The sequence below is a fragment of the Pseudoflavonifractor sp. MSJ-30 genome (genome assembly GCF_018918045.1).
GTDB lineage: Bacteria > Bacillota > Clostridia > Oscillospirales > Oscillospiraceae > Faecousia.
The window spans coordinates 1-22,402 of sequence record NZ_JAHLPU010000053.1 but is presented as its reverse complement, the minus strand read 5'-3'; the positions used below and the strand labels follow the sequence as shown (position 1 = coordinate 22,402).

Annotated in this window: 22 protein-coding genes and 1 tRNA gene; 16 read left to right on the top strand and 7 right to left on the bottom strand. The window is 55.4% G+C overall.

What is annotated here, in order from left to right; genetic code table 11:
* Positions 1-122: 122 nt before the first annotated feature.
* Entirely contained in the window at positions 123-680 is a 558-nt protein-coding gene (locus tag KQI10_RS08730) for a sigma-70 family RNA polymerase sigma factor (protein WP_216567037.1), read from the top strand.
* Positions 677-2,719, top strand: coding sequence for a hypothetical protein (locus KQI10_RS08725; RefSeq protein WP_216567036.1), 2,043 nt, complete (start codon positions 677-679; stop codon positions 2,717-2,719). Before KQI10_RS08730 ends, KQI10_RS08725 begins: the two co-directional genes overlap by 4 nt.
* Positions 2,720-2,901: 182 nt before the next feature.
* On the opposite strand, the gene KQI10_RS08720 is transcribed toward KQI10_RS08725, so the two are convergent.
* The 5 genes from KQI10_RS08720 to KQI10_RS08700 are packed head-to-tail and all read right to left on the bottom strand — an operon-like array spanning position 2,902 to position 7,180.
* Positions 2,902-3,462, bottom strand: a complete 561-nt coding sequence (locus KQI10_RS08720; protein WP_216567035.1) for an FmdE family protein — start codon at positions 3,460-3,462, stop codon at positions 2,902-2,904.
* A 3-nt stretch (positions 3,463-3,465) separates the two neighbouring features.
* Positions 3,466-4,275: a class I SAM-dependent methyltransferase gene (locus KQI10_RS08715; protein ID WP_216567034.1), complete on the bottom strand. Its 810-nt coding sequence runs from the start codon at positions 4,273-4,275 to the stop codon at positions 3,466-3,468.
* Position 4,276: 1 nt separating this feature from the next.
* Entirely contained in the window at positions 4,277-5,032 is a 756-nt protein-coding gene (locus KQI10_RS08710) for an ABC transporter ATP-binding protein (protein ID WP_216567033.1), read from the bottom strand.
* Entirely contained in the window at positions 5,029-5,997 is a 969-nt protein-coding gene (locus tag KQI10_RS08705; protein ID WP_371818393.1) for a FecCD family ABC transporter permease, read from the bottom strand. The genes KQI10_RS08710 and KQI10_RS08705 overlap by 4 nt, the downstream gene beginning before the upstream one ends.
* 49 nt (positions 5,998-6,046) lie before the next feature.
* Positions 6,047-7,180 carry an iron ABC transporter substrate-binding protein gene (locus tag KQI10_RS08700; RefSeq protein ID WP_216567031.1) on the bottom strand — a complete coding sequence of 378 codons (1,134 nt, stop codon included), beginning with the start codon at positions 7,178-7,180 and terminating at the stop codon, positions 6,047-6,049.
* A 284-nt stretch (positions 7,181-7,464) separates the two neighbouring features.
* Between KQI10_RS08700 and KQI10_RS08695 the strand changes: the two genes are divergently transcribed.
* Positions 7,465-7,734 carry a metalloregulator ArsR/SmtB family transcription factor gene (locus KQI10_RS08695; RefSeq protein ID WP_216567030.1) on the top strand — a complete coding sequence of 90 codons (270 nt, stop codon included), beginning with the start codon at positions 7,465-7,467 and terminating at the stop codon, positions 7,732-7,734.
* Positions 7,731-8,387: an SdpI family protein gene (locus tag KQI10_RS08690; RefSeq protein ID WP_216567029.1), complete on the top strand. Its 657-nt coding sequence runs from the start codon at positions 7,731-7,733 to the stop codon at positions 8,385-8,387. Before KQI10_RS08695 ends, KQI10_RS08690 begins: the two co-directional genes overlap by 4 nt.
* Positions 8,388-8,659: 272 nt before the next feature.
* On the opposite strand, the gene KQI10_RS08685 is transcribed toward KQI10_RS08690, so the two are convergent.
* Positions 8,660-8,747: transfer RNA gene (locus KQI10_RS08685), tRNA-Leu, on the bottom strand.
* A gap of 309 nt (positions 8,748-9,056) precedes the next feature.
* On the opposite strand from KQI10_RS08685, the gene KQI10_RS08680 reads away from it, so the two are divergent.
* Complete coding sequence (locus KQI10_RS08680; protein WP_216567028.1) at positions 9,057-9,905, top strand: class B sortase; 849 nt, start codon at positions 9,057-9,059, stop codon at positions 9,903-9,905.
* Positions 9,906-10,026: 121 nt separating this feature from the next.
* Positions 10,027-11,208 (top strand): FtsW/RodA/SpoVE family cell cycle protein, encoded by a 1,182-nt coding sequence (locus KQI10_RS08675; protein WP_216567027.1) that lies wholly within the window; start codon positions 10,027-10,029, stop codon positions 11,206-11,208.
* A 371-nt stretch (positions 11,209-11,579) separates the two neighbouring features.
* Here KQI10_RS08675 and KQI10_RS08670 read toward each other — a convergent pair whose 3' ends face one another.
* Complete coding sequence (locus KQI10_RS08670; RefSeq protein WP_216567026.1) at positions 11,580-13,820, bottom strand: flavocytochrome c; 2,241 nt, start codon at positions 13,818-13,820, stop codon at positions 11,580-11,582.
* Between the two features lie 352 nt (positions 13,821-14,172).
* Here KQI10_RS08670 and typA point away from each other — a divergent pair, with 352 nt between their 5' ends.
* The 10 genes from typA to KQI10_RS08620 all read left to right on the top strand — a co-directional run bounded on the left by typA (position 14,173) and on the right by KQI10_RS08620 (position 22,158).
* A complete protein-coding gene (gene typA, locus KQI10_RS08665; protein WP_216567025.1) occupies positions 14,173-16,002 on the top strand; it encodes a translational GTPase TypA in 1,830 nt (609 codons plus the stop codon).
* Between the two features lie 5 nt (positions 16,003-16,007).
* Entirely contained in the window at positions 16,008-17,099 is a 1,092-nt protein-coding gene (locus tag KQI10_RS08660; RefSeq protein ID WP_216567024.1) for a CapA family protein, read from the top strand.
* Positions 17,100-17,257: 158 nt separating this feature from the next.
* Positions 17,258-17,392, top strand: coding sequence for a 50S ribosomal protein L34 (rpmH, locus tag KQI10_RS08655; RefSeq protein WP_216567023.1), 135 nt, complete (start codon positions 17,258-17,260; stop codon positions 17,390-17,392).
* Between the two features lie 107 nt (positions 17,393-17,499).
* Complete coding sequence (gene rnpA, locus KQI10_RS08650; protein WP_216567022.1) at positions 17,500-17,847, top strand: ribonuclease P protein component; 348 nt, start codon at positions 17,500-17,502, stop codon at positions 17,845-17,847.
* Positions 17,844-18,056 (top strand): membrane protein insertion efficiency factor YidD, encoded by a 213-nt coding sequence (gene yidD / locus KQI10_RS08645; protein WP_216567021.1) that lies wholly within the window; start codon positions 17,844-17,846, stop codon positions 18,054-18,056. The genes rnpA and yidD overlap by 4 nt, the downstream gene beginning before the upstream one ends.
* A 21-nt stretch (positions 18,057-18,077) precedes the next feature.
* Positions 18,078-19,325: a membrane protein insertase YidC gene (gene yidC / locus KQI10_RS08640; protein WP_216567020.1), complete on the top strand. Its 1,248-nt coding sequence runs from the start codon at positions 18,078-18,080 to the stop codon at positions 19,323-19,325.
* A 3-nt stretch (positions 19,326-19,328) separates the two neighbouring features.
* Positions 19,329-20,267 (top strand): RNA-binding cell elongation regulator Jag/EloR, encoded by a 939-nt coding sequence (gene jag, locus KQI10_RS08635; RefSeq protein ID WP_216567019.1) that lies wholly within the window; start codon positions 19,329-19,331, stop codon positions 20,265-20,267.
* A 174-nt stretch (positions 20,268-20,441) separates the two neighbouring features.
* Positions 20,442-21,002 (top strand): RNA polymerase sigma factor, encoded by a 561-nt coding sequence (locus KQI10_RS08630; RefSeq protein ID WP_216567018.1) that lies wholly within the window; start codon positions 20,442-20,444, stop codon positions 21,000-21,002.
* Between the two features lie 13 nt (positions 21,003-21,015).
* The gene (locus KQI10_RS08625; RefSeq protein ID WP_216567017.1) at positions 21,016-21,534 is read left to right on the top strand and encodes a hypothetical protein; all 519 of its coding nucleotides are present in this window, start codon (positions 21,016-21,018) and stop codon (positions 21,532-21,534) included.
* A 24-nt stretch (positions 21,535-21,558) separates the two neighbouring features.
* Positions 21,559-22,158, top strand: a complete 600-nt coding sequence (locus KQI10_RS08620) for a hypothetical protein (RefSeq protein ID WP_216567016.1) — start codon at positions 21,559-21,561, stop codon at positions 22,156-22,158.
* Positions 22,159-22,402 lie beyond the last annotated feature (244 nt).

The following is a 22,402-nucleotide window of genomic DNA, read 5'->3' as shown; positions in this document are numbered from 1 at the left end:
GGGCAAGGCTGTGGTATGATAAATAAAAATGCAAAATTGCCGTAAAAATTTCTATCCCTGTTGTAAGATTACCGCAATTTCTGCGCCTTGATAAGTGAAACCACAAGAAAGAAGGTGTCGCTGTGGAAGACAGCAGGATTGTGCAGCTGTATTTCGAACGGTCGGAACAGGCCATTGCCGAGACGGACCGGAAATACGGGCCCTATTGCTATTCCATTGCCTACAACATTCTGACGAATCAGGAGGATGCTCAGGAGTGCGTCAGCGATACATACTACGCCGCCTGGAACCGTATCCCACCCACCAGGCCCGGTTTGCTCTCTGCCTTTCTGGGGAAAATCACCCGGCATATTTCTATTGACCGTTGGCGCAGAAGCACTGCTTACAAGCGCACCGGCGGGCAGATGACACTGGCCCTGGACGAACTGGGGGATGTGACCGGTCCGGAGGAAACGCCGGAGGATTCTCTGAGCAGAAAAGAACTGGTTTGCGCCATCAACCGGTTTTTGCTGACAATCCCAAAGACGGAGCGCGGCGTGTTTCTCTGCCGCTACTGGTATCTGGATGATATCGAAACCATCGGAGAGAAGACGGGGTTGACCCGGGGCAACGTCAGCACCATGTTGTCCAGAACCCGGAAAAAGCTGCGCCAGGCGCTGAAAAAGGAGGGATTGCTGTGACACGGATGTATTTGCTGGATGCCATCGGGGATGTCCGGGGAGATTTTCTGCTGGAAGTCCGGCAGCTGCGGGAGGGCAGGACGAAAAAGGGTCTCCGTCCCCGGCGAAAGATTCTGCTGATTGCCGCGGTCATTGCCCTGAGCCTGCTGCTGGTGGGCTGCGCCGTGGCCTATGTGCTGCGATTGCGGGACTTGACGCTGGGAACGATCTCCCGGGAGAACGTGCCGACATACTATGACGAGGAAGGAAACCTCATTCCCACGGAAGCCTCCGCCGCCCCCAGGAGCATCGTTAGCCTGCAGGGGACAAACCAACAGGCCTATGCCGAGTGGAGCGAATTCCGGAAAAGCTATCAGCCAGATGGAACGGCGGCCGCCCAGCTGGAAACCTCCAAGGGCGCCAGCGCGGAAGCCCTGCCGGAAAATTTTCGGGATATCTATTCCTGCTATACCTCGGAAATGGTTGCAACGCTGCAGAATATCGCCGAAAAATATGGCTTGAACCTGCTGAAAAAGGAATATGCCTGCGCCTATGACTATGAAGCGGACGTACTGCTGCAATCCTTGCACCTGGACGGCGTGGTAAAGGCGGATTGGGCGGGAAGATGCCAATATCTGCACGGTTATTTCTTCAACAACGGCAGCTTTTCCCTGCCCATGGAGTTGACTGCGGAGGAGAGCGGGGAGACGGTTTTTGCGGAAATGGACTATGTGCGCAAGGACTGCCTGTATCCCTACACCACCACCGTGGCTATGACGCAGACCCTGCGGGAGTGGAATTACACGACCCGGGATGGCATGGCATTGCTGCTGGTGCTGGACGGGGAGAACGGCCATATTTTCGCCGACCGGGCGGATGCCTTTTTCCACATCTATGTGGATGCTTCCCGCCGGGAGATGCAGCCGGAGGACCTGAAAAGAATTGCCGAGTGCTTTGACTACGCCGTTGCACCCCAGACACCAAGCGGTGCCGAAGTGACGCAATTCTTTGCCCAGGCCCAGAAGGATTATGAGGCGTCTCAGGAGAGCAGGCAGCAGGCCCTCTATTCCGGAGGCTATGGGGCCTATGTCGCCCAGCGGCTGGAGCGGGCGGATTCACCCTATCGCCGGGACAATATGCTGTATTCTCTGCTGGATCTGAACGGCGACGGCAATGAAGAACTGATCGATTATCAGGCGCTGCAAATTCTCACCCTGAAAGACGGGCGATGCACGGCCTATTTTGATTCGCTCCGGGACGCGCCCGGCGTGAGTGGACTGTTTTACTTCTGTCAGGACGGAACGGTGCTGATTAGGGGAGTTTTCGACGATTCTTACTGGTATTACCGGCCCGGGGCAGACGGACTGGAGTTGATTCAGGCGGTGGACGAAAAGCTCGGTTCCTGGACGCTGTACCGGGAGCCAAAGCGTCTGGAAGGGGAGCGGATCACAGAGCCGGAGGAGAAACAGGCCATTACAAAGGAGGAGGCCTATGCCATAATCGATTCCTACAGCGTCAGGGATGTGGGCATCCAGTCCATGAAGCGCTTCGGAGAGCCGCTGAAGACCTACCCTTATCGGGACGAAAACGCGGTGTTCATTGCCAAAATGCTGGATAAGTACGAAAACTCCGAGGATTTTGTCTATACCCTGGAGGATCTGCGGGGGAACGGCAGTCAGGTGCTGATTGTCAGAATACCCTATGTAGCGGACTGGGAGGGCAATGTGCGGGAAGGGTCGCCCCAGATTTACGGCTTCCGAAACGGCATCCGGGGGACGGTCTTTTCCTTCGACTACCTCTGTGAGGGCGGCATACTGTGCCAGTGCGAGGACGACTATTACGAATTTTACCGCATGGAAGGGGACGATTTCGTCAGTATCGAAAAACTGTTTGTGGACGAAAACGGCTATTGGCTGCGCAAAACACCGGGACAGGACCTGAACACATCAGGCCGCCTGGATTATCAGGTCATCACCCGGGAACAGGCCCAGGAAATCATCGCCTCCTACCCGGAAACCGGCATGAACTGGAAACCCTTTGCTCTGTACCCGCTGCAATAAGGAATGGACTGTAGAAAAAGATGTCATTGCGCACCAGTGACTAAGTTGCCGGTGCGCAATGACATTGTTCTATTTGCGTGCTTTGCTGTATATGGGTCAGGCGGCGCGCCCAGTGTCACGGCGAAAATACCGGAATCGGCGAATTTTGGGTTCTCGCCGATTCCGGTATTTTTGACGCGCTTTTATACGTTGAACCGATCGTAGGTTTCGCAGCAGTCCAGACACAGCTTTTTCCCGCCTGCCAGACGAATCCAGTTGGCTCCGGTAACTTCCCCGCAGCATTCACAGACATAGGAGTCAAACAGTCTTGCCTTCTCCGGAAGCGGAAGTTTCCTATCCGTCACATCGAACATTTCCTTCGGCTCCGTACTCTGATAGTAGGCAAAAGATTCCTCCCGGGTCATTCCTTCCGGCTTGGGTTTCAGCAGCAGACGGACGGATTTTCCGGTCTTTCGGTTAAAAAACGTAAATGCCTGTTTGCCCCGCATATGGAACAGCAGATTTCCCTTGCCGATGCTGCAGCCAAGAAGCACCTGAATCGCATCTACGCCGCAGGCGTCGTTTTCGCTGATACACACGATTTCCTCGTCTGCGGACAGGCAGCCCGCATTTCCGCCGCCCCCCAGCTTCAAATCCAGCAGCTCAATGGCATAGAGGGCCGCTTTGTAGCCGATTGTCAGGCCACCGCAGGAATGGCCGTGAAACTCCACACACTTGTTCCAAAGAACCTTATTTTCATCCATAATTCAAATCTCCTTTTTCCAAATGGTTGTAACCCTTGTGGTCGTGGTGCATTCAGACACGATTCCGTTCTTCGAAAGGCTTCTCACAAAGCACGCAATTTCGGCTTCCTCCGCCGGGGTCAACTCCTTGCGGAGCTTTGCCCGATCCGTACACCAGCCAAGCATATCCTCGGTGGCGCGCTCCGTGTGCCAGGTCTCCCGGTCATAGACGAAATGAGGCTCGTAGCCTTTCTCCCACAGGTAATTATATGTACGCACCATAGCCTGATCTGCGGCTTCCGGAAGGATGCCCACAAGCTCCAAAGCCCGATCCAATACAGAATCCCGACGCCGTGTGGGCTTTTGAAGCATACAGAGTCTTGCAGCGCAGGCGTCCATCTTTTCCAGTGTGGCATAATCGCACACCGCAGGCGTCATGTGGGCAAATACCACCTGAAAGCGGTTCCGAAAGCCCAGTGCGTCGATGTCCGCCTCAGACCAGTTCAGAACGGAAAAGGCTGCGTTGGCAATCCCCAGTTCTTTTCCCCGTGCCCGGGCAATTTCAATCATACCGCCGGAAATGTCCACGCCCACGGCTTCTGTTACGAAGGGAGCCAGTGCAAGAGAATAACCGCCTGTACCGCAGCCAATGTCCAGCGTCCGTATGCCCTCGTGCAGTGGGACTTCCTCCCGCAGACGCTTCAGAAACGGATCCTTCTCCGGATCGGGAAGAGGCTTGTTTTTATAATCCGCGGACGCGCGATCCCAGAGCCTTGCCTGCACCTCCGGTTTGGAATTTGAAACCCAGCTTTGCTTCAACTGCTCCAGCGTCATGTCATTCCTCCACAAAAACCATTTTACGGCCTTCCACATCCAGAATTTTTCCGTCCACCTGATATACGTTTTTCAGGGTTTCCGGGCTGAGAACGGAATAGTCGCCCTGCGCGTATACCTCTCCCCGGCGCAGCAGCAGGAATCTGTCACAGAACCGCAGTGCCAGGTTCAGATCGTGAATGACCACAATGGCGGTCAGCCCGTCGTTATGGCAGATATCCCGAACGATTTTCAGCACCTGATATTGATTGTGAATATCCAAACTGGAGGTCGGTTCGTCCAGCAGCAGCAGCTTCGGCTGCTGCGCCAGCGCCCGGGCCAGCATGACCTTCTGCCGTTCACCGCCGGAGAGCTGGTTGAGAAAGCGTCCCCGGAGGGGTTCCAGATTCAGCCGGTGCATGGCATCGTGGACGATTTTGTGATCCTCCTCCGTAAACCCCCATTTCATATAGGGGCGCCGTCCCAGCATTACCACATCATGGACAGTCATCTGGGTATTTGCCACATTCTGCGACACGAAGGCAATGCGCTGCGCAATCTCGTGGTTGCTCATTTTCAGAATATTCTCGCCGTCCAGTAGAAATGCACCGGATTCCGCCTTCAGAATTCGATTCAGGCATTTCAGAAGCGTGCTTTTTCCTACACCGTTGTTGCCCAGAATTGCCAGAAACTGCCCACGCTCCAGCGTAAAGTTTATATTCTTCAAAACTTCCTGCCCACCGTGGTAATGATAGGAAATATTCCTCACGTCAATCATCTCTGCCTGCCTCCTTTGAACAGAAGGTACAAAAACAGGGGGCCGCCGAGGAAGGAGGTAATGGCGCCGATGGGCAGGATAATGGGCATGATGGCTACCCGCGCAAACAGGTCGCCCAACAGCAGCAGTGTTGCACCGGCCAGAACGGAGCCGGGAATCAGATACACATGGTTATTGCCCACGACCATACGGACAATATGGGGCGCCACAAGGCCGATGAAATTGATGAGCCCCACCCGGGAGACGATCATGGAGCAGGTCAGACAGCACAGCACCATATTGGTCAGGGTCAGCTGCTGCACATTGATGCCCAGACTTACGGCGGTTTCCTCGCCGTTCAGCAGAGCGTTATAGTCCCAACGATGGAGGGTGCAGTATACAATGAGAATCAGAACCATAACCGACATATTCCGAAGCTCGTTCCAGTCGGTGCTGCCCAGATCGCCGAAGGTCCAGAACACCAGATTGGCCAGCTGTATCTCATTGGCAAAATATTGAATCAGCGTTGTGGCGCCGGTCAACATGGAGGAAATCGCCACACCGGCCAGCACAATTCCCTCCGCGGAGATCTGCTTGAGCCGGGACAGCCCCAGAATGACAACAGCCACCGCAATGGAGCCCGCAAAGGACCACAGGGAAATTCCCACTCCGCCGGTGAGGTTCAATGTGACAATGGCAAATGCCGCGCCGAAGGTGGCACCCTGAGAAACGCCCAGCGTGGAGGCGGAGGCCAGCGGGTTGTGGAGAATCGCCTGAAGAATACAGCCTGCCAGACCCAATCCCGCGCCCGCAACAATAGCAGTGCAGATGCGGGGCATACGGTTGTTGCGAATGACCAGATTCACCTTTTTATCGGCGGATTTGCCGAAGATTCCCTTAATCAGCTCACTTACCGGGGTGTTATAAGAGCCGGCGCGCAGAGAAAGCAGGACGGATACCAGCAGCAGAACAGTCAGGAGTATCAAAAAAGCGATACTCCTGATCTGATTCTTACGGTAATCCGTTAGGTCATGCTTATTCTCCGATGGTAATCGGACGGAATTCATAACCGGCTCCCTTCAAATCTTCATAGGGGTTGGTACCCAACAGGGCTTCGAAAATCTCTCCCGCCTTTTCCACCGGATCGATATCGGAGAAGGCATCCGGGAACATAATGCAGGCAGCATAATAAGCGTCTGCCAGCGCGGTTTCCAGATTGGAGGCGGAGGAGCGGAAGGATATCTGAGAGTAAACCTTGCCCTCCTGTACGGCGGTCAGAGCATTGTAGAAATCGGGATGCGCTTCGTAGTCCTCCTTGATGAGGCTCATGCCGTTAAAGTCCAGAAAAATCACATCGGGATCCCATGCGAGCACCTGCTCCACATCGATGTTGAACGCGCCGGTCTGATCGGTGGTGTTTGCCAGATTTTTGGCATGAATCAGCTCAAATGGGCCGTAGTAGGCTTCGGTGCCCTCAAACCCGTGCTGTCCCTTGAAGGAAACACCGCCCACATAGCAGGCAGGCTTGCTTTCCTCGGGAATGGATGCCGTGCGGTCATCCAGATCTTTCTGAACGTCTCTGAGATAAGCGGTCAGCGTCTCTGCCCGGTCTTCCAGCCCGTACAGCTCGCCAAGAATCCGGATGGTTTCGTAGGCTTTGTCGTCCAGCGTGGTATCGCTGCCGGGAACCACCACAACGGGGATGCCCGTCTTTTCACGCAGTTCATCGGCATCCTGCTTTGCGTAAGAGCTCATTACAATGACCTGAGGATCCACACCCAGGATCTCCTCCACAAAGGGTTTGCCGTTGGTGCCGATCACAGGCAGATCCTTGAACTTGTCGAAGTTGACGTAGTTATACAGACGGCTCATGCCGGGCTTTGTCTCGTAGTCCTCCACACCGATCACCCGATCAGCGCCGCCCACATAGCAGGTGTAGCGCAGCGCGCCGACACCAACGCAGACAACCTGATTTACCTCGGCGGGAATTTCCACTGTCCGACCTGCGGCGTCCGTAATAACCCGGCTCTCCGGGGCCGCTTCGGTGAGGCCCAGAGTCTCGGCAGCAGCGGAGGAAGCCTCCGTCGTCGGTGCATTGGCAGTATTTCCGCAGGCAGCCATGGTCAGAACCATGGCAAGCACCAGCAGAAAGGATATCCGTTTCTTCATTTTTATCTCCCTTTCCTGTTTTCAGTCATCCCGGCAAGTGCAGGCACTTGTTCCGAGAATCACTTCCTGACAGGATAGTAGCATATTGTCACTGATTCCGGAAGCCCCCCGGGGGGATGAAAATTCCAAAGATCCGCGGCTGTGACCTGGACGGGGGCCTCCGCCGCATTTTCGAGGAACCGGTTCGGGATAAACAGAAAATTAACGAAATAGACTTGCAGAAAGAACACGTATGTGATACAATCTATTTAAAGATTATTTGAAATAGATTGGAGCGTGACAGATTGGCTATAAATGAAGTGTTAGCTGCTTTAGCAGACGATACACGTCGAAGAATTCTGCTTAAGTTACAGGAAGGAAAAATCAGTTCAGGAGATTTAGCTACTGCATTGGACATGACACCACAGGCATTGTCGTACCATTTATCAAAACTAAAAAAGGCTGACTTAATTTACGAAACTCGATATAAAAATTATATTTATTATGAATTAAACTTATCTATCCTTGATGAAACAATTATGTGGATAAGCAATTTACGTGGAGGTCAACAATGAAAAAGAAAAAGGTCGTTTTTTACAGTCTTATGTATTTACCATTGGTAGTTGTTCTGATCGCCTTACAATTCTTGCCAGAGCAAATCCCGGCTCATTATGATATGAATAATCAAGTAACACGTTGGGGCAGCAAATATGAAACATTGATTTTCCCTGTTATTACAGTTTTATTTGGCTATTTTATGCTTGGCATGGCTAAGTTTTCCTCGAAGCAAGAAGAAAATGGAAGTAATAACAAAAATGTATGTATTGTGACTGGAATTGTATCTCTTGCGCTTTTTAACGTTATGACAGCCTATTTTTTATATGCTGATTTCAAATCGATTGAGAATTTATCTTCAATTGCACTTGATATAAATCAACTTTTATTTGGACTGCTTGGAGCTGCAATGATTATATTAGGAAACATTATGCCCAAACTACGAATGAACTCAGTTGTAGGACTGAGAACAGTATGGAGTATGAAAAATGAAACAACGTGGAAGAAAAGCCAACACTTTGGTGGTATTTCATTTATTGTAGGAGGTATTATTATAGTCATAGTGAGCGATTTAACGAAGGGCTTTTCTTGCGTTTGGTGGACAATTGGCATCGTAGCGGTTCTTTTGATTGTTGACACATACTACACCTACACGTTAGCAAAAAGATACTAATACTGTAGTACATTCCTTGTTAGATACTTTTATATATGAACACCCGGCAAGACCTGAAATCTTGCTGGGCGTTTTCCTGTCCCGGCTTTCTCAAATTAAAATCGTACCAATGGAAGATGTGCATCAAATATAATTGTATGCATACTTGATTTTGCTATAGCAGCAAGGTTTCTTCAGCAAATGCCATTCTGCCCTGCTACCCTCAAACGCACCGGACGGAGCCGATCGGACAATAAAAAATTGCTCCGAAGCATGACACTTCGGAGCAAATATGGTGCCGGTGGCGGGAATCGAACCCGCACGGGGGATTAGCCCAATGGATTTTGAGTCCACCTCGTCTACCAATTCCAACACACCGGCAGAAGACAGCTTCTATAGGATAGCATATCTGTTTGGAAAATGCAAGAAAAAGTTTTTGGGGGACAGGGAGAAAACGGCTTGACATCCAAGGTGGGACAGGGTATCATGGCAACATAATCTGTAAGCGCCTCAGAATATGAGATGCCATACGCTGGGGATTTTTTCCTATAATTAAGAAAAGGTTAATACTTTGGCGGTGCGGAACGCTTGACAGAAAACCGGATCCGGGCTATAATAAATTACAGAAAGTAACATTTCGGCAAAGAACCGGTTGCAAAACGGGCTTTTGCCTGAATTGGAGGGAATACTATGAAAAAAGGCGTTTACATAGCCATTGTTTCCGTGCTGGCGGTGGCGCTGCTGGGCAGCGCGTTGTATCTGTTCAGCTATTTCTGGCAGGGCAAAAAGTCTGAGGACGCCTATGACAAGCTTCGCAATGATACGACTTCTTCTACCGGAGAGGCACCTACGGAGACAGTTCCGCCGGAGACCCAGCCGGAGGGGACAGATGATTTTATTCCGGATCCCAACGACACCACCCCGGAAGAGACCTACCCCCTGAATGTGGACTACAAGGGCTTCTATGAGAAGAATCCCAATAAGGATTTTGTGGGCTGGCTGCGTATGGAGGGTACGAAGATCGACTATCCCGTTATGCAGAGCTCTGTGGACAATGCCAACTACTACCTTTACCGGGATTATTACGGCAATAACAGCACCAGAGGAAGCATTTACGTCCGGGAAGAGTGCGATGTCTTCACACCGGGCGACAATGTTACCATGTATGGCCACCATATGAAGGATGGCTCCATGTTTGCGGCCCTGGCGGCTTATACGGACAAGTCCGCCTGGGACAACAACAGTCTGATTTTCTTTGACACCTTTAACCACGAGACCGGCGAAGTGCAGTACCATACCTACAAGATTTTTGCCGTTTTCAAGACCACTGCCAACCTGGGCGAGGGCTTTACCTATCAGCGGTTCGAGAACGCTGCCAACAAGGAGGAGTTTGACAAGTTCGTCTCCACCTGCAAGCAGCTGAGCTTCTACGACACGGGCCTGACCCCCCAGTACGGCGACAAGATGATCTGCCTGTCCACATGCGAGTATACTCTGGACAATGGCCGTCTGGTGGTAGCTGCCGTTCGCATCAGCTGAATAAAAAGTTTTTTGGAAGGGGCGGCCGGGTTGACCGCCCCTTCGACACATACTATTCACACTTCGTCTCTTTACTTTATGGCATAAAAATGCTATAATCCCCCCTAAAGGAGTTGGTTTTTTGCATCGCTTTCTGGAAGAGCTGAAGGACTTCAACAAAAAGGCGGACTGGGTGCTGCTGACGCTGTGCCTGGTCACTTCCGGCGTGGGGCTGGTGGTTATGGCCAGCGCTACCAGCGCGGAGAAGTTCGGAGGCAATACAAAATATCTTATTATTCAGCTGGCGGCCATTGCGCTGGGCGTTCTGATGTTTGCGATTGTGTCCTCCATTGACGCGGAAACAATATCGGAGAACAGAATGCTTCTGACGGCGTTCAACATTTTTCTGCTGCTGCTGCTGATCCCCTTCGGTACGGATAATAACACGGGCAATAGAAGCTGGCTGAAATTCCCCGGAATTCCCATCTCCATTCAGCCTGCTGAGATCTGTAAGATCACGTATATTCTGATTATGGCTTCGGTCATGTCGTCCCATCAGAACGATATTTCCAAGATTCCCTCGGTCATGCACATGGTGGTGCATCTGGGCATTCTGGTGGGATTGAACATGGTGCTGTCCGGCGACGCAGGCGTGTCTCTGATCTTCGTCTTTATCTTTATTGGCATGGCCTTTGCCGGAGGCGTGAACCTTGTGTGGTTTGCCGTTGCCATTGCGGCCATTGGCGTTATGGTCCCTGTGGTGTGGCCGTTGATCGGTGAATATCAGCGACAACGAATACAGGTGCTGATCGATCCCAATTTTGATAAGCAGGGTTTGGGCGCCCGGTACCACAGTAAGATCAACCTGATGTCTCTGACCGGCGGCGGTTTGACGGGCCAGGGCCTGTTTCATGGCAACCGTACGCAGGGCGGCATGTTGTTTGCCCAGCACACAGACTATATCTTCTCCTCCGTAGGCGAGGAACTGGGCTTTTTCGGCTGCTGCGGCATCCTGATTCTGGAACTGCTGATCATCGCCCGGTGCATTCAGGTGGGCATACGCAGTCCCGAGTATATGCGGCGGCTGATCTGCTTCGGCGCGGCGTCCGCGTTGATGTTCCAGCTGATGATTAATGTAGGCATGTGCATCGGCGTTATGCCCGTTATCGGCCTGACCCTGCCGCTGATTTCTTACGGCGGCTCCTCCACCGTCACCATTTACGCCATGCTTGGCCTGGTCTCCGGCGTCTACGCACGACCACAGCCGCTGAGCCACGAGCGATATATCCAGCCGTTCCGATCATACGGATTGGCAAAGCACTGACATACGAAGGCACTGTTCGGATCTGAACGGTGCCTTTTGAAACCTTTATGAACATTTCTCATGGGGAAGTGCCGGGAACGGATGCGTATGGTATGGCAAACAAAGCATTTCGGGAAGGAACGATTCCATAGCCACAACCTGTTGATTGTAGCGGCAGTGCTGATCCTCTGCGTGGCCGCGGAAAAATGCGCGGACCGGTTTGCACGGGGCAAACCCACAACCCCGGATGGCAAGACCATCATCCGGGGGATACACTTGTGGAATATCGGAATAAGGTCAAGATATAAAAATTCGCCGGGAGCTTGGCTCCCGGCGAAACTTGTCGTTCCTATGCGGTTTGACGGAAGGTGAGATTCAGCCTCTGTTGGGAATCAATCGCAGTAGGCTGCCGCGTTGGTACCGGCGATTCTGCCGAAGACCACAATGTCGCTGACGGCGTTGCCGCCCAGACGATTGCCGCCGTGGACACCGCCGGTGACCTCACCGGCTGCGAACAGGCCCGGAATTGGCTGACGGTTTTCGTTCAGCACATGAGCCTCGGTGTCAATGACCAGACCGCCCATAGTGTGGTGGATGCCCGGGGCAACCTTGATGGCATAGTAGGGGCCCTGGCTCAGGTCGTGGTCCATGGCGGTGGCACGGCCAAAGTCCGGGTCATTCTGGGCAGCTACATAGCCGTTCCAGTCCGACAAGGTCTTGGCCAGCACGGAGCCGTCCATGCCCAGCTTCTCGCCCAGCTCTTCAATGGTGGGCGCTTCCTCCACGATGCCGGTCTTGATGTACTTCTCGGAAGCCTTCAGACCCTCCCGCAGGCGCTGATCGAAGATGACGTAGGCGTAGCTGCCCTCCTGCTGGAGTTCCGCGGCGGAGACCTGGTCTCGGGTCAGCATTTCGTTGACGAAACGCAGGCCCTGCTGGTTGACCAGAATTGCGCCGTCTCCGCGGACACCCTCGGTAATCAGCATGGAGGTGCCCTGCTCTACAGTGGGATGGAGCTGAATCTGGTCCAGATCACGAGTGGCAGCGCCTACCGCGGTGGCCATGACGATGCCGTCGCCGGTGGCGCCGGGGGCATTGGTGGTCACGGAACCGGCCAGGCTGGGTTTATACTGGGTGATCATGTCCATATTCGCACCGTAGCCGCCGGTGGCCAGTACCACAGACTTGGCACGGATGGTATACACGGTGTCGGGGCTCTCCGCCTGAATGCCCACGGCCTTGCCGTCCTCCATGATGATGGAGGTGGCCCGGGTATTGTACATGACGGGAATTTGCATGTCGTCCAGTACCTTCAGGAAGGAAGTGACCAGGTACGCGCCCACGCCGTTGCCGTCAGCAGGGGAGTGGATGCGGGATACGGAAGCGCCGCCGGAGAAAGCCAGCTTGGGCAGAGGCGCGCCGATGGTATCCAGCCAGTCGATGGCGCTGGCGGAGGCGGTGGTCAAGGTCGTGACCAGGGCGGGATCGTTGATGCCCTTGCCGCCGATCATGGTATCCAGAGCCATGAGCTCCGGGGTGTCGAAATAGCCCTGGGGGTCTGCCTGGTAGGCATCCCACTGCTTCTGAACCGTTTCGGCCAGGGCGGTGATGGCCTCGTTGCCGGCCCACTTTTCCTTGGCGGTGGCAAGGGTGTTTTCCACGCCCTTGGCGTTGGTGAATTCAATCTGGGCCTGATATTTGGTGCCGGCCGCGTTCATGCCGCCGGTGGCCTTGGTGGAGTTGCCGCCGGCATAGGGCATCTTCTCCACAATGAGCACATTTTTACCGGCGTGGGCGGCGTTGATGGCGGCGGTCATGCCGGCGCCGCCCGCGCCTACCACCACTACATCGGTCTCAACGGTCTGCTGAGCCTTGTCGGCAGTGGCGATTTCAGGCGTTTCGGCAGCGGGCAGCTTGCTCAGGTCCGCGCCTGCTGCATTGAGGGCCTGGTTGGCGGCGTTCAGAATGGCGTTGCTGGTGACAGTGGCGCCGCTGATGGCGTCCACCTTAGTGGTCTGGTTCTCCAGAATGGACTTCTGCAGCAGGGTCACGGCGAAGGAGCCGATGTTTTCCGTTTCGCTGCTGCCGTCAATAATCACATCTGTAATCTCGTTGTCGGAGACAGTCAGTGTTACGGTGCAGTCGCCGCCGAAGCCTCTGGCGGATTTTTCATAGGTGCCGGGAACGAACAGCGCACCCTCGGCGGGGGCATTGGCAGCGGAAACCTGCTGGCCGGAGGCGGCGGCCAGGGCTTGGGTTACGGCATTGCGGACGCCGGTGGAGGTTAGCGTCGCGCCTGACACGCCGTCAATTTCATCGCTCTGGGCAGAGAGAATCTGATTGCGCAGGGCGGGCAGTGCCGCGCCGCCGATGGTGTCGGTTTCGCTGGGAGCATCCAGTGTGACATCGTCAATGCCGCCATTGGGGCCGACTGTCAAGGAGACGCTTACTTGGCCGCCAAAGCCATAGTCGGTGGCGGTGTAAGTGCCGGGAGTATAGGTTCCGACAATGGGAACCTGAGAAGCCTGATCCAGGCGGCGGGACAGCGTGTATACGCCGGCAAACACAGCCAGGATTGCGAGATAGATCCCCAGGAAAGCCCAGGTATTTAAGGAATGCTTGGTTTTCTTCATGGTTTCTTCTCCTTTTTTAGAATAAAAACATATTACCATTTTTTCCGGCGGATTTCAACAGAGAAACAGAACTTTTCGGGAGAAACGACGCAGAAAATTCTGGAAATGTATTTCACGACGCATTTGATCGGGGCATTTGCGCAGACACGGGAACGGGAACCGCCCGGTCATTCTCCGAAGAGGGGGCATTTGTTGCCGCAGGAAAACATGCACGAAAGAAAAGAGCGAGATTCCCTAACTTTTGTATGGGGAATCTCAAGAAAATGATTGCATATGGAAGAGATATGTGCTATATTTCTATTTTGAGAATCAATACATTCCATACGATATATGGATATAAAGGAGCTTTTTTATGGCATCTCAGGAAAAAATCAGAAATATTGCCATTATCGCCCACGTTGACCACGGCAAGACGACCCTGGTTGACGAAATGCTGAAGCAGGGCGGTATTTACCGGGAAAACCAGGCCACTGTGGACCGGGTCATGGACTCCGGCGATCTGGAGCGGGAGCGCGGCATCACCATTCTGGCAAAGAACACCTCCGTGCACTATAAGGACTACAAAATCAACATCGTGGATACCCCGGGCCACGCCGATTTCGGCGGCGAGGTGGAGCGCATTCTGAAAATGGTCAACGGCGTTATCCTGCTGGTAGACGCCGCCGAGGGCCCCATGCCCCAGACCCGTTTCGTGCTCCAGAAGGCCCTGGAGCTGGGCCACAAGGTTATCGTGGCCGTAAATAAGGTGGATAAGCCCGATGCCCGTGTTCATGAGGTCATGGACGAAGTTCTGGAGTTGCTGCTGGAGCTGGACGCTACCGACGAGCAGTTCAATTCCCCCACCATTTTCTGCTCCGGCCGTCAGGGTACCGCTTCCTACAGCCCTGATGAAATGGGCACCGACCTGAAGCCGCTGTTCGAGACCATCATCGAATATATCGATCCCCCCACGGGCGACGAGAACGGCCCCCTGCAGTTGCTGGTCTCCTCCATTGACTACAATGAATATGTGGGCCGTATTGCCGTGGGCCGTGTGGAGCGGGGTACCATCAAGGTCAACCAGGAAGTGGCCATCTGCGACTATCACGATCCCGACCACAAGGCCAAGGGCAAGGTTGTTGCCCTGTATACCTTTGATGGTTTGGCAAAGGTTCCCGTGCAGCAGGCCAGCGCTGGTGAAATTGTAGCCCTGTCCGGCATGGCGGACATCACCATTGGCCGTACCCTTTGTGACCCGGCGGTGGTGGAGCCCCTGCCTTTTGTGAAGATCTCCGACCCCACTATTGAAATGACCTTTGCCGTCAATGATTCCCCCTTTGCGGGCAAGGAGGGCAAGTTCATCACCTCCCGGAACCTGCGGGACCGGCTGGAAAAGGAACTGCTGAAGGACGTGTCCCTGCACGTCACCGAGCAGGGCACCGATGCCTTCAATGTGGCTGGCCGCGGCGAAATGCATCTGTCCATTCTGATGGAGACTATGCGCCGGGAGGGCTATGAGTTCTCCGTCTCCACCCCCCGTGTGCTGACCAAGGAGATTGACGGCAAGATTTGCGAACCCATCGAGCGGATGGTGGCCGATGTTCCCGAGGAGAGCATGGGCGCCGTTATTGAGAAAATGGGCAAGCGGAAGGGCGATCTGCTGGGCATGACCCCTGTGGGCAGCCGCTACCGTCTGGAGTTCCTGGTTCCCTCCCGTGGCCTCTTTGGCTACCGGAACGAGTTCCTGACGGATACCCGGGGTGAGGGCATTATGTCCTCCGTGCTGGATTCCTACGCCCCCATGAAGGGCGAGATCGAGCGCCGTCAGGTTGGCTCTTTGATTGCCTTTGAGACCGGCGAGGCCTGCTCTTACGGCCTGTTCAATGCCCAGGAGCGTGGCACCCTGTTTATCGGTGCGGGCACGCCTGTCTATGCCGGCATGGTCGTGGGTGTCTGCAGCCGGAACGAGGATATGACCGTCAACGTCTGCAAGAAGAAGCAGCTGACCAACATGCGTGCCGCCGGTTCCGATGAGGCTCTGCGGCTTACCAGCCCCAGAGTGATGTCTTTGGAGCAGTGCATTGAGTTCCTGGCAGACGACGAGCTGCTGGAATGCACCCCCAAGAGTCTGCGCATCCGCAAGCGGGAGCTGGATCACGCTCTGCGTATGCGGAACCTGATGAAAAAGCGGGCACAGGAGTAAGAAATATGAGGAAGCTGGCGTGGCTGGTGCTGCTGGCCATTCTGCTGACCGGCTGCGGCGGGGAGCTTCCGGAAACGGTGCCGCCTGCTCCGGAGACGGAAACCGCTGCTTCCGCGCCCCAGACTACGGCACAGGAGACCCGGACGCCTCCGGCTACGGAGCAGTCCCAGTCGGCGCAGCTCCGCATGGTATTTACCTTTGTGGGGGACTGTACCTTTGGGGGGAGCCAGGCAAACGCCTATGCGGGCTACGGTTTCCTGAAAACCGTGGGGGAGGATTACGACTACCCCTTCCGGAATGTCCGGTCCTGGTTTGAAGATGACGATTTCACCATGGCAAATTTGGAGGGCGTTCTGGGGGACAAGGGCCATCCCGCCGAGAAACGGTATACCTTCCGTGGGCCGGCCTCTTATGCGAATATCCTGACCCAAAACTCCGTGGAGGCTGTGACCCTGGCAAACAACCACACCATGGACTACTGGCAAACCGGCTACGACGAAACCAAACGGATCCTGGACGAGGCAGGGCTTCCCTTTGTGGAAGCCAATGCATCCCGGCTGATTCCTCTGGAGAACGGGGTGACGGTGGGCCTGTATGGCAGTGTCTACAGCAGTGCGGACGTCGAGACTGTGACCGCGGGGATTCGGGAGCTGAAGCGGCAGGGCGCGGATATCATTATCTACGCCCCCCACTGGGGCGTGGAGCACTCCTTCCGTCAGACACAGGCACAGGAGGAATTGGGCCGCGCGGCCATTGACGCGGGCGCGAATATTGTCTACGGCTGCCATCCCCATGTTTTGCAGCCTATTGAAGAGTATCATGGCGGTGTGATCTTTTATTCCCTTGGAAATTTCAGCTTCGGCGGGAATATTTATCCCGGAGACTATGATACGGCCATTATTCAGCAGGAGCTCGTTCTGGAAGAGGATGGAGGGGCAAGCCTTGGACAGAGAACCATCGTTCCGTGCAGTGTCAGCTCCATAGAGTCCCGCAATAATTTCCAGCCAACGCCCTATGCGCAGGACTCGGAGGCCTATGCCCGGGTGCTGAGCAAGCTGGATGGCAGTTACCGCGGGCCGAATTTGCCGATTTCCTGAACGGAATCGGAAAAATCAGAAAAAACAGTTGACCTGACTTCTATTTTCGGTTATAATGAGCGGGCATGACCGTGAAGGTCTGTCCGTTTGTGTTGCTGCGGCCGGTTTTCCGGCTGTCGAGCATATGATTCTGAAAGAAAACAGGAGGTGTATCCGTAATGAAGCGTACCTATCAGCCCAGCAACCGTCACCGTTCCAAGGTCCACGGTTTCCGTCAGAGAATGGCTACCGCCAATGGCCGCAAGGTGCTGGCCCGCCGTCGTGCAAGAGGCCGCAAGGTTCTGTCCGCCTGATGCGCAGCCCCTGTAGAACACAAGGTAATACGCGCGCATAAGCGAAACGGGAGCTACAGCGGGGTGAATGACACATTCGCCCCGCTCCCTTTTTAGGAGTAAAAACAATGAAGTTTTCCAGCAGCCTGAAACTCAATCACATCTTCCAGCGCCTGTACCATACCCAGGGCTATGCCGATGCGTTCCTGGTGCTCTATGTCCGGCGGAACCGTCTGGGCCGCAACCGGGTGGGCATTACGGTCAGCAAAAAGCTGGGCCATGCCGTCGTCCGCAACCGCACCCGCAGAAGACTGCGGGAGATATACCGGCTGCACGAGGCACAGTTTACCCCGGGCTGGGATATTGTGGTGGTGGCCCGCAGCCGCTCTGTGGATGCCCCCTTTGAGAAGTTAACGGAAAGCTATCTGCGCCTGGCCCGAAAGGCGGGCCTGCTCCGGCAGGAGGAAGAGATGTGAAGCGTTTTTTACTGGCGCTGATCCGCTTTTATTCCAAGTGCATTTCCCCTTGTTTTCCCGCCCGCTGCCGCTATCGCCCCACCTGTTCTGCCTATGCCTACGAAGCTATTCAAAAATACGGCGCCGTAAAGGGCGGCTGGCTGGCCATCAAACGCCTGGCCAGATGCCATCCTTTTTCCCACCGGGATATTTACGACCCCGTACCGTGACTTCCATAAGGAGGAAAGTCCATGTTACTGTCATTCCAAATTGCCGACATCATTCAGGTGCCCTTCGGCTACCTGATGGAACTGCTGTACCGGCTGACGAACAGCTATGGTATGGCTCTGATCCTCTTCGCAATTCTGGTGCAGCTGGTGCTGCTGCCCATTACCGCCAAGTCCAAGAAGAGTATGATGAAGATGTCCCGTCTGACCCCCAGAATGCAGGACATCCAGCGTCGCTACGCCGATGACCCCAACCGGCAGAACCAGGCCATCCAGGAGCTGTATAAGGAAGAGGGCGTCTCCATGGGCGGCGGCTGCCTGTGGAGCTTTGTGCCCATGCTGCTGCTGATCCCTCTGTATACCGTAGTCCGGCAGCCCATCGTGTACATGCTCCATGAGAATCTGGATGTTGCCAACCAGATTATTGAGGTCATCAAGGGCATTGACCCGGAGCTTTTTGCCGGCAACGCCTATTACCACCAGATGATCGCGGCCCAGTATATCCCGCAGTATGCCGAGCAGATCAAGGCGGCGATTCCCGCCATCAGCGATTTGGCTCTGAGCGGCATCAACTTTGGCTTTATCGGCGTTGACCTGGGCGCGGTGCCCCAGTTCAATGTGTTCGCCTCCACCTGGGCCTGGAACTGGGCGCATATCGGCTCCCTGCTGATTGCCCTGTCCTCCGCCGGTTATCAGGTCGTGTCCATGCTGATTATGCAGAAGCAGAACGACTCTCTGGTTACCAACAAGGACGGCATCCAGGACAAGGAAGCTGTGGAAAATTCCCAGGCCGCGCAGACCAACAAGATGATGATGTTCATGATGCCTCTGATGATGCTGTGGATTGGCTTCACCGTACCCTGCGCCCTGTCTCTGTACTGGTTTGTGGGCGGCGTAGTCCGTACCATCGAGGATGTGGTCCTCAACAAGCGCTACCGCAAAATCTACGATGCCGAGGATGCCGAGCGCCTGAAGCGCCGCATGGAACAGGATAAGATCGAGGCTGAGAAGGAGCGTATCCGCGCCCAGCGCCGGGCCGAGAATCCTGACGGCATTACCGAGAACACCAGCAAGAAGCGGCTGCAGAAGCAGCAGCGTGACCAGGAAGTTGCCGCCAAGGAGGCCGCCGCCCGGGAGTACGCCGCCAGAAAGGGGAAGCTGCCCGAGGACAAGCCCGAGAAGGAAGCGCTCTCCGGCATTGCGGACCGTCCCTACTGCAAGGGCCGGGCCTATGATCCTGACCGTTACGCCCAGAACAGCGAGGAGGAATAAGCTATGGAAAAGACTCTTGTTGCCAGCGGCAAGACCATTGATCTGGCTATCGAATCCGCCCTTTCCCAGCTGGGCCTGGACCGGGACAGCGTTTCCGTTCAGGTGCTGCAGCAGGCAAAAAGCGGCTTCCTGGGCTTCGGTGCCCAGCCTGCCAAGGTTCAGGTAACTTATGAGGCTCCGGACCCCGTACCCGAGGCCCCCAAGGTGGCCCTGTCCTCTGCTTCCCGGAAGGCAAAACCCGCTGCCCCTGTCGCCAAGCCTGAGGAATCCAGACCCGCGCCTGCCAGGACTGAGCCTGTGAAGCCCGCGGAACCCAAGGCAGAGGCTTCCAAGGCTGAGCCTGTGCCTGAAGCAAAGTCTGAGGCCCCCAAGGCGGAACGCCCCCAGCGGCCCAAGGTGCCCAGAGAGCCCAAGCCCGCCCGGGAGCCCAGAGAACCCCGTGAGCCGAAGACTCCCGCGGCGCCCAGGGAGTACGCCCCCGTGGAACCCGGCTCCGTGGAGGAGAAGATTGAGGCCTTCCTGAAGGGATTGCTGGAGCACATGGATTCCAAGGCCGTCCCCCACTGCTGGAAGGAAGAGGGCAATGCCTACCAGGTGGAGCTGGTCGGTGACGACCTGGGCTACCTGATTGGACGCCGGGGCGATACCCTGGACGCCATCCAGCACCTGTGCAACTATGCCGTGAACCGGGAAGTGGAGGGTCACATCCGGGTAAACGTAGACGCTGAGTCCTACCGCCAGAAGCGGGAGGAGAGCCTGCGCCGCTACGCCCGCAAGAAGGCCCAGCAGGTTCTGAAGGCCCGCCGCCGCGCTACCCTGGAGCCTATGAATGCCTATGAGCGCCATGTGATTCATGCCGCCCTGCAGGATATGGAGAACATCACCACCCATTCCACCGGTGTGGAACCCAACCGCTGCGTGGTCATCGAGTACGTTCGGTGAATTCCTTTCCCGTCTCCCCGAAAAGGAGACGGGATTTTTTGCATTTGGGAGGGAGATGTGATATACTGATCTCAATGACGATCTGTGTATTTCCTCCGAAAGGAATTCAAAAAAATTTTTTCCCAATCGTGTAACCATCAAGAGACTTTCCTGTCTTTATCAGTGAGGACGCTTATGAACGACAATGACATCATCGAGCTGTTTTTTCAGCGGAACCAGGACGGGCTCCTGGAGGCGCAGCGAAAATACGGGGCTTACTGCCAGAGCGTGGCCCGGAATATACTGGGCAGCGAGGAGGACAGTCAGGAGTGCCTGAATGACCTGTGGCTCCGGGCCTGGAACGCCATTCCGCCCCAGAGGCCGAAGCTTCTGAAGGCATGGTTTGCCAAGGTCATCCGCAATCTTGCCATCAACCGCCGGGAGGCTGCCGCCGCCCAGAAGCGGCAGGCGGATCAATTCGCGCTGTCCCTGGAGGAGCTGGACGGGTGTATCCCGGATCCGCGGACCACAGAGGAACGGACCTATGTCCGGGAGCTGTCCGGGGCGTTGAACGCCTTTTTGGAGACAGAGCAGCCTCTGGACCGGAAGATTTTCGTCAGCCGTTATTTCTATTGTGAATCCACGGCCCGGACGGCGGAGAAGCTCGGCCTCACCGAGGGCCAGGTGAAGGTCCGCCTGCATCGGTGCCGGGAACGGCTGCGGAACTATCTGCGGTCCCGGGAATATTACATGTAAGGAGCCTGAAACCATGGACAAACAGCGCGCCATTGCCAAAGCCGTTACCGGGCTGGACAGCCGCTATATTGAAGAAGCGGACCAGCCCGAGGTACAGAAGAAAAAGCGCCCCATGTGGAAGCCGGTTCTGTCCGCCGCAGCCTGTGTGCTGCTGGTGCTGGGACTGTCTCTTTTCCGCCCGGCACCGTTAAAAGTCACGGTAAACGGGCAGAATGTGCTGCGGGGCACGGTCAGCTACAGCCTGGACGCCGATGTCCAGATCATGCGTCTGTCTCTGGAAACGGAGATTCCCCTGACGCTGGACCCGGGTTCCAAGGGCAGCCTGACCCTGACCGCCGATGAAAACAGCACCCTTCTGCTGGACGGACAGGAAACGCATGCGCTGACGCTGACGGAAAAGACCACCTGCACCTGGATGCTTCTGCCCGGGGCGGACGGATACTTCCTGCAGCTTCAGCAGGGGGAAGAGGACTGGTGCATCCAGGCCGTACCCGAGGATACCGGCATCATCACCATCTGCCAGGTGCGATAAGGCACCGGAAAGGAAAAACGAATTATGAAAAAATTTATCTCTCTGCTTCTCTGCGGCGTGCTGAGCGCCGGAATTCTGGCGGGCTGCGGCAAGACCGACAACCAGCCCACTACTGCGCCCACTACAGAAACCGTTACGGAGGAAACCAAGGGCACCGCCTTTTATGAAAGTGCCGAGGCACTGCTGAAGGCTGTCCATGCCGCCATGAAGGAAGAGTTCCCCGCAGCCGGCGGCGACGAGGCCCATGGGGCGGAGGATGTGGGCAGCTTTGACATCAGCGCCTACGGCGACAGCTTCCAGGCGCAGATTCTGGTGGACGACAGCCTTGTGGAACAGGTCAAACCCGAAGCGGCCACGCTGCTGCACATGATGAACACCAACACCTTCTGCGCCGCCGCTATGCAGCTGACGGATGCCGCCAATGGGGAGAGCTTTGCGGAAAGCTATAAGACTCTGGTTCAGAGCCACCACTGGATGTGCGGCTTCCCGGATACGGTGGTTGTGCTGTCTCTGGGAGACTATATCCTGACTGCCTACGGCTACGACGATCTGATCCAGGACTTCAAGACCGCGGCCCAGAGCCTGGGAGCGGACGTGCTGGTGGAGGCTCCTGCCGAGGCATAAATGAGCGGTCGATGCGCCGCCTAAAAAAGCCTTCCCCTGGGGGAAGGTGGCAGGGCGAAGCCCTGACGGATGAGGGGCGGCATAAACCTTTTTGCGGAGGGGCTACGCAGAAAACGATACAGAGGCAAGGCGGATTTGGACCAAAGACCTGCCTGCATTTTGGTGTGGTCCCTCCGGGGGCCCCTTTCTTGTCCCGCCAAGAAAGGGGGAAAGAATGCGGCCTAAGGGAGGCGCTGTCGGCAAA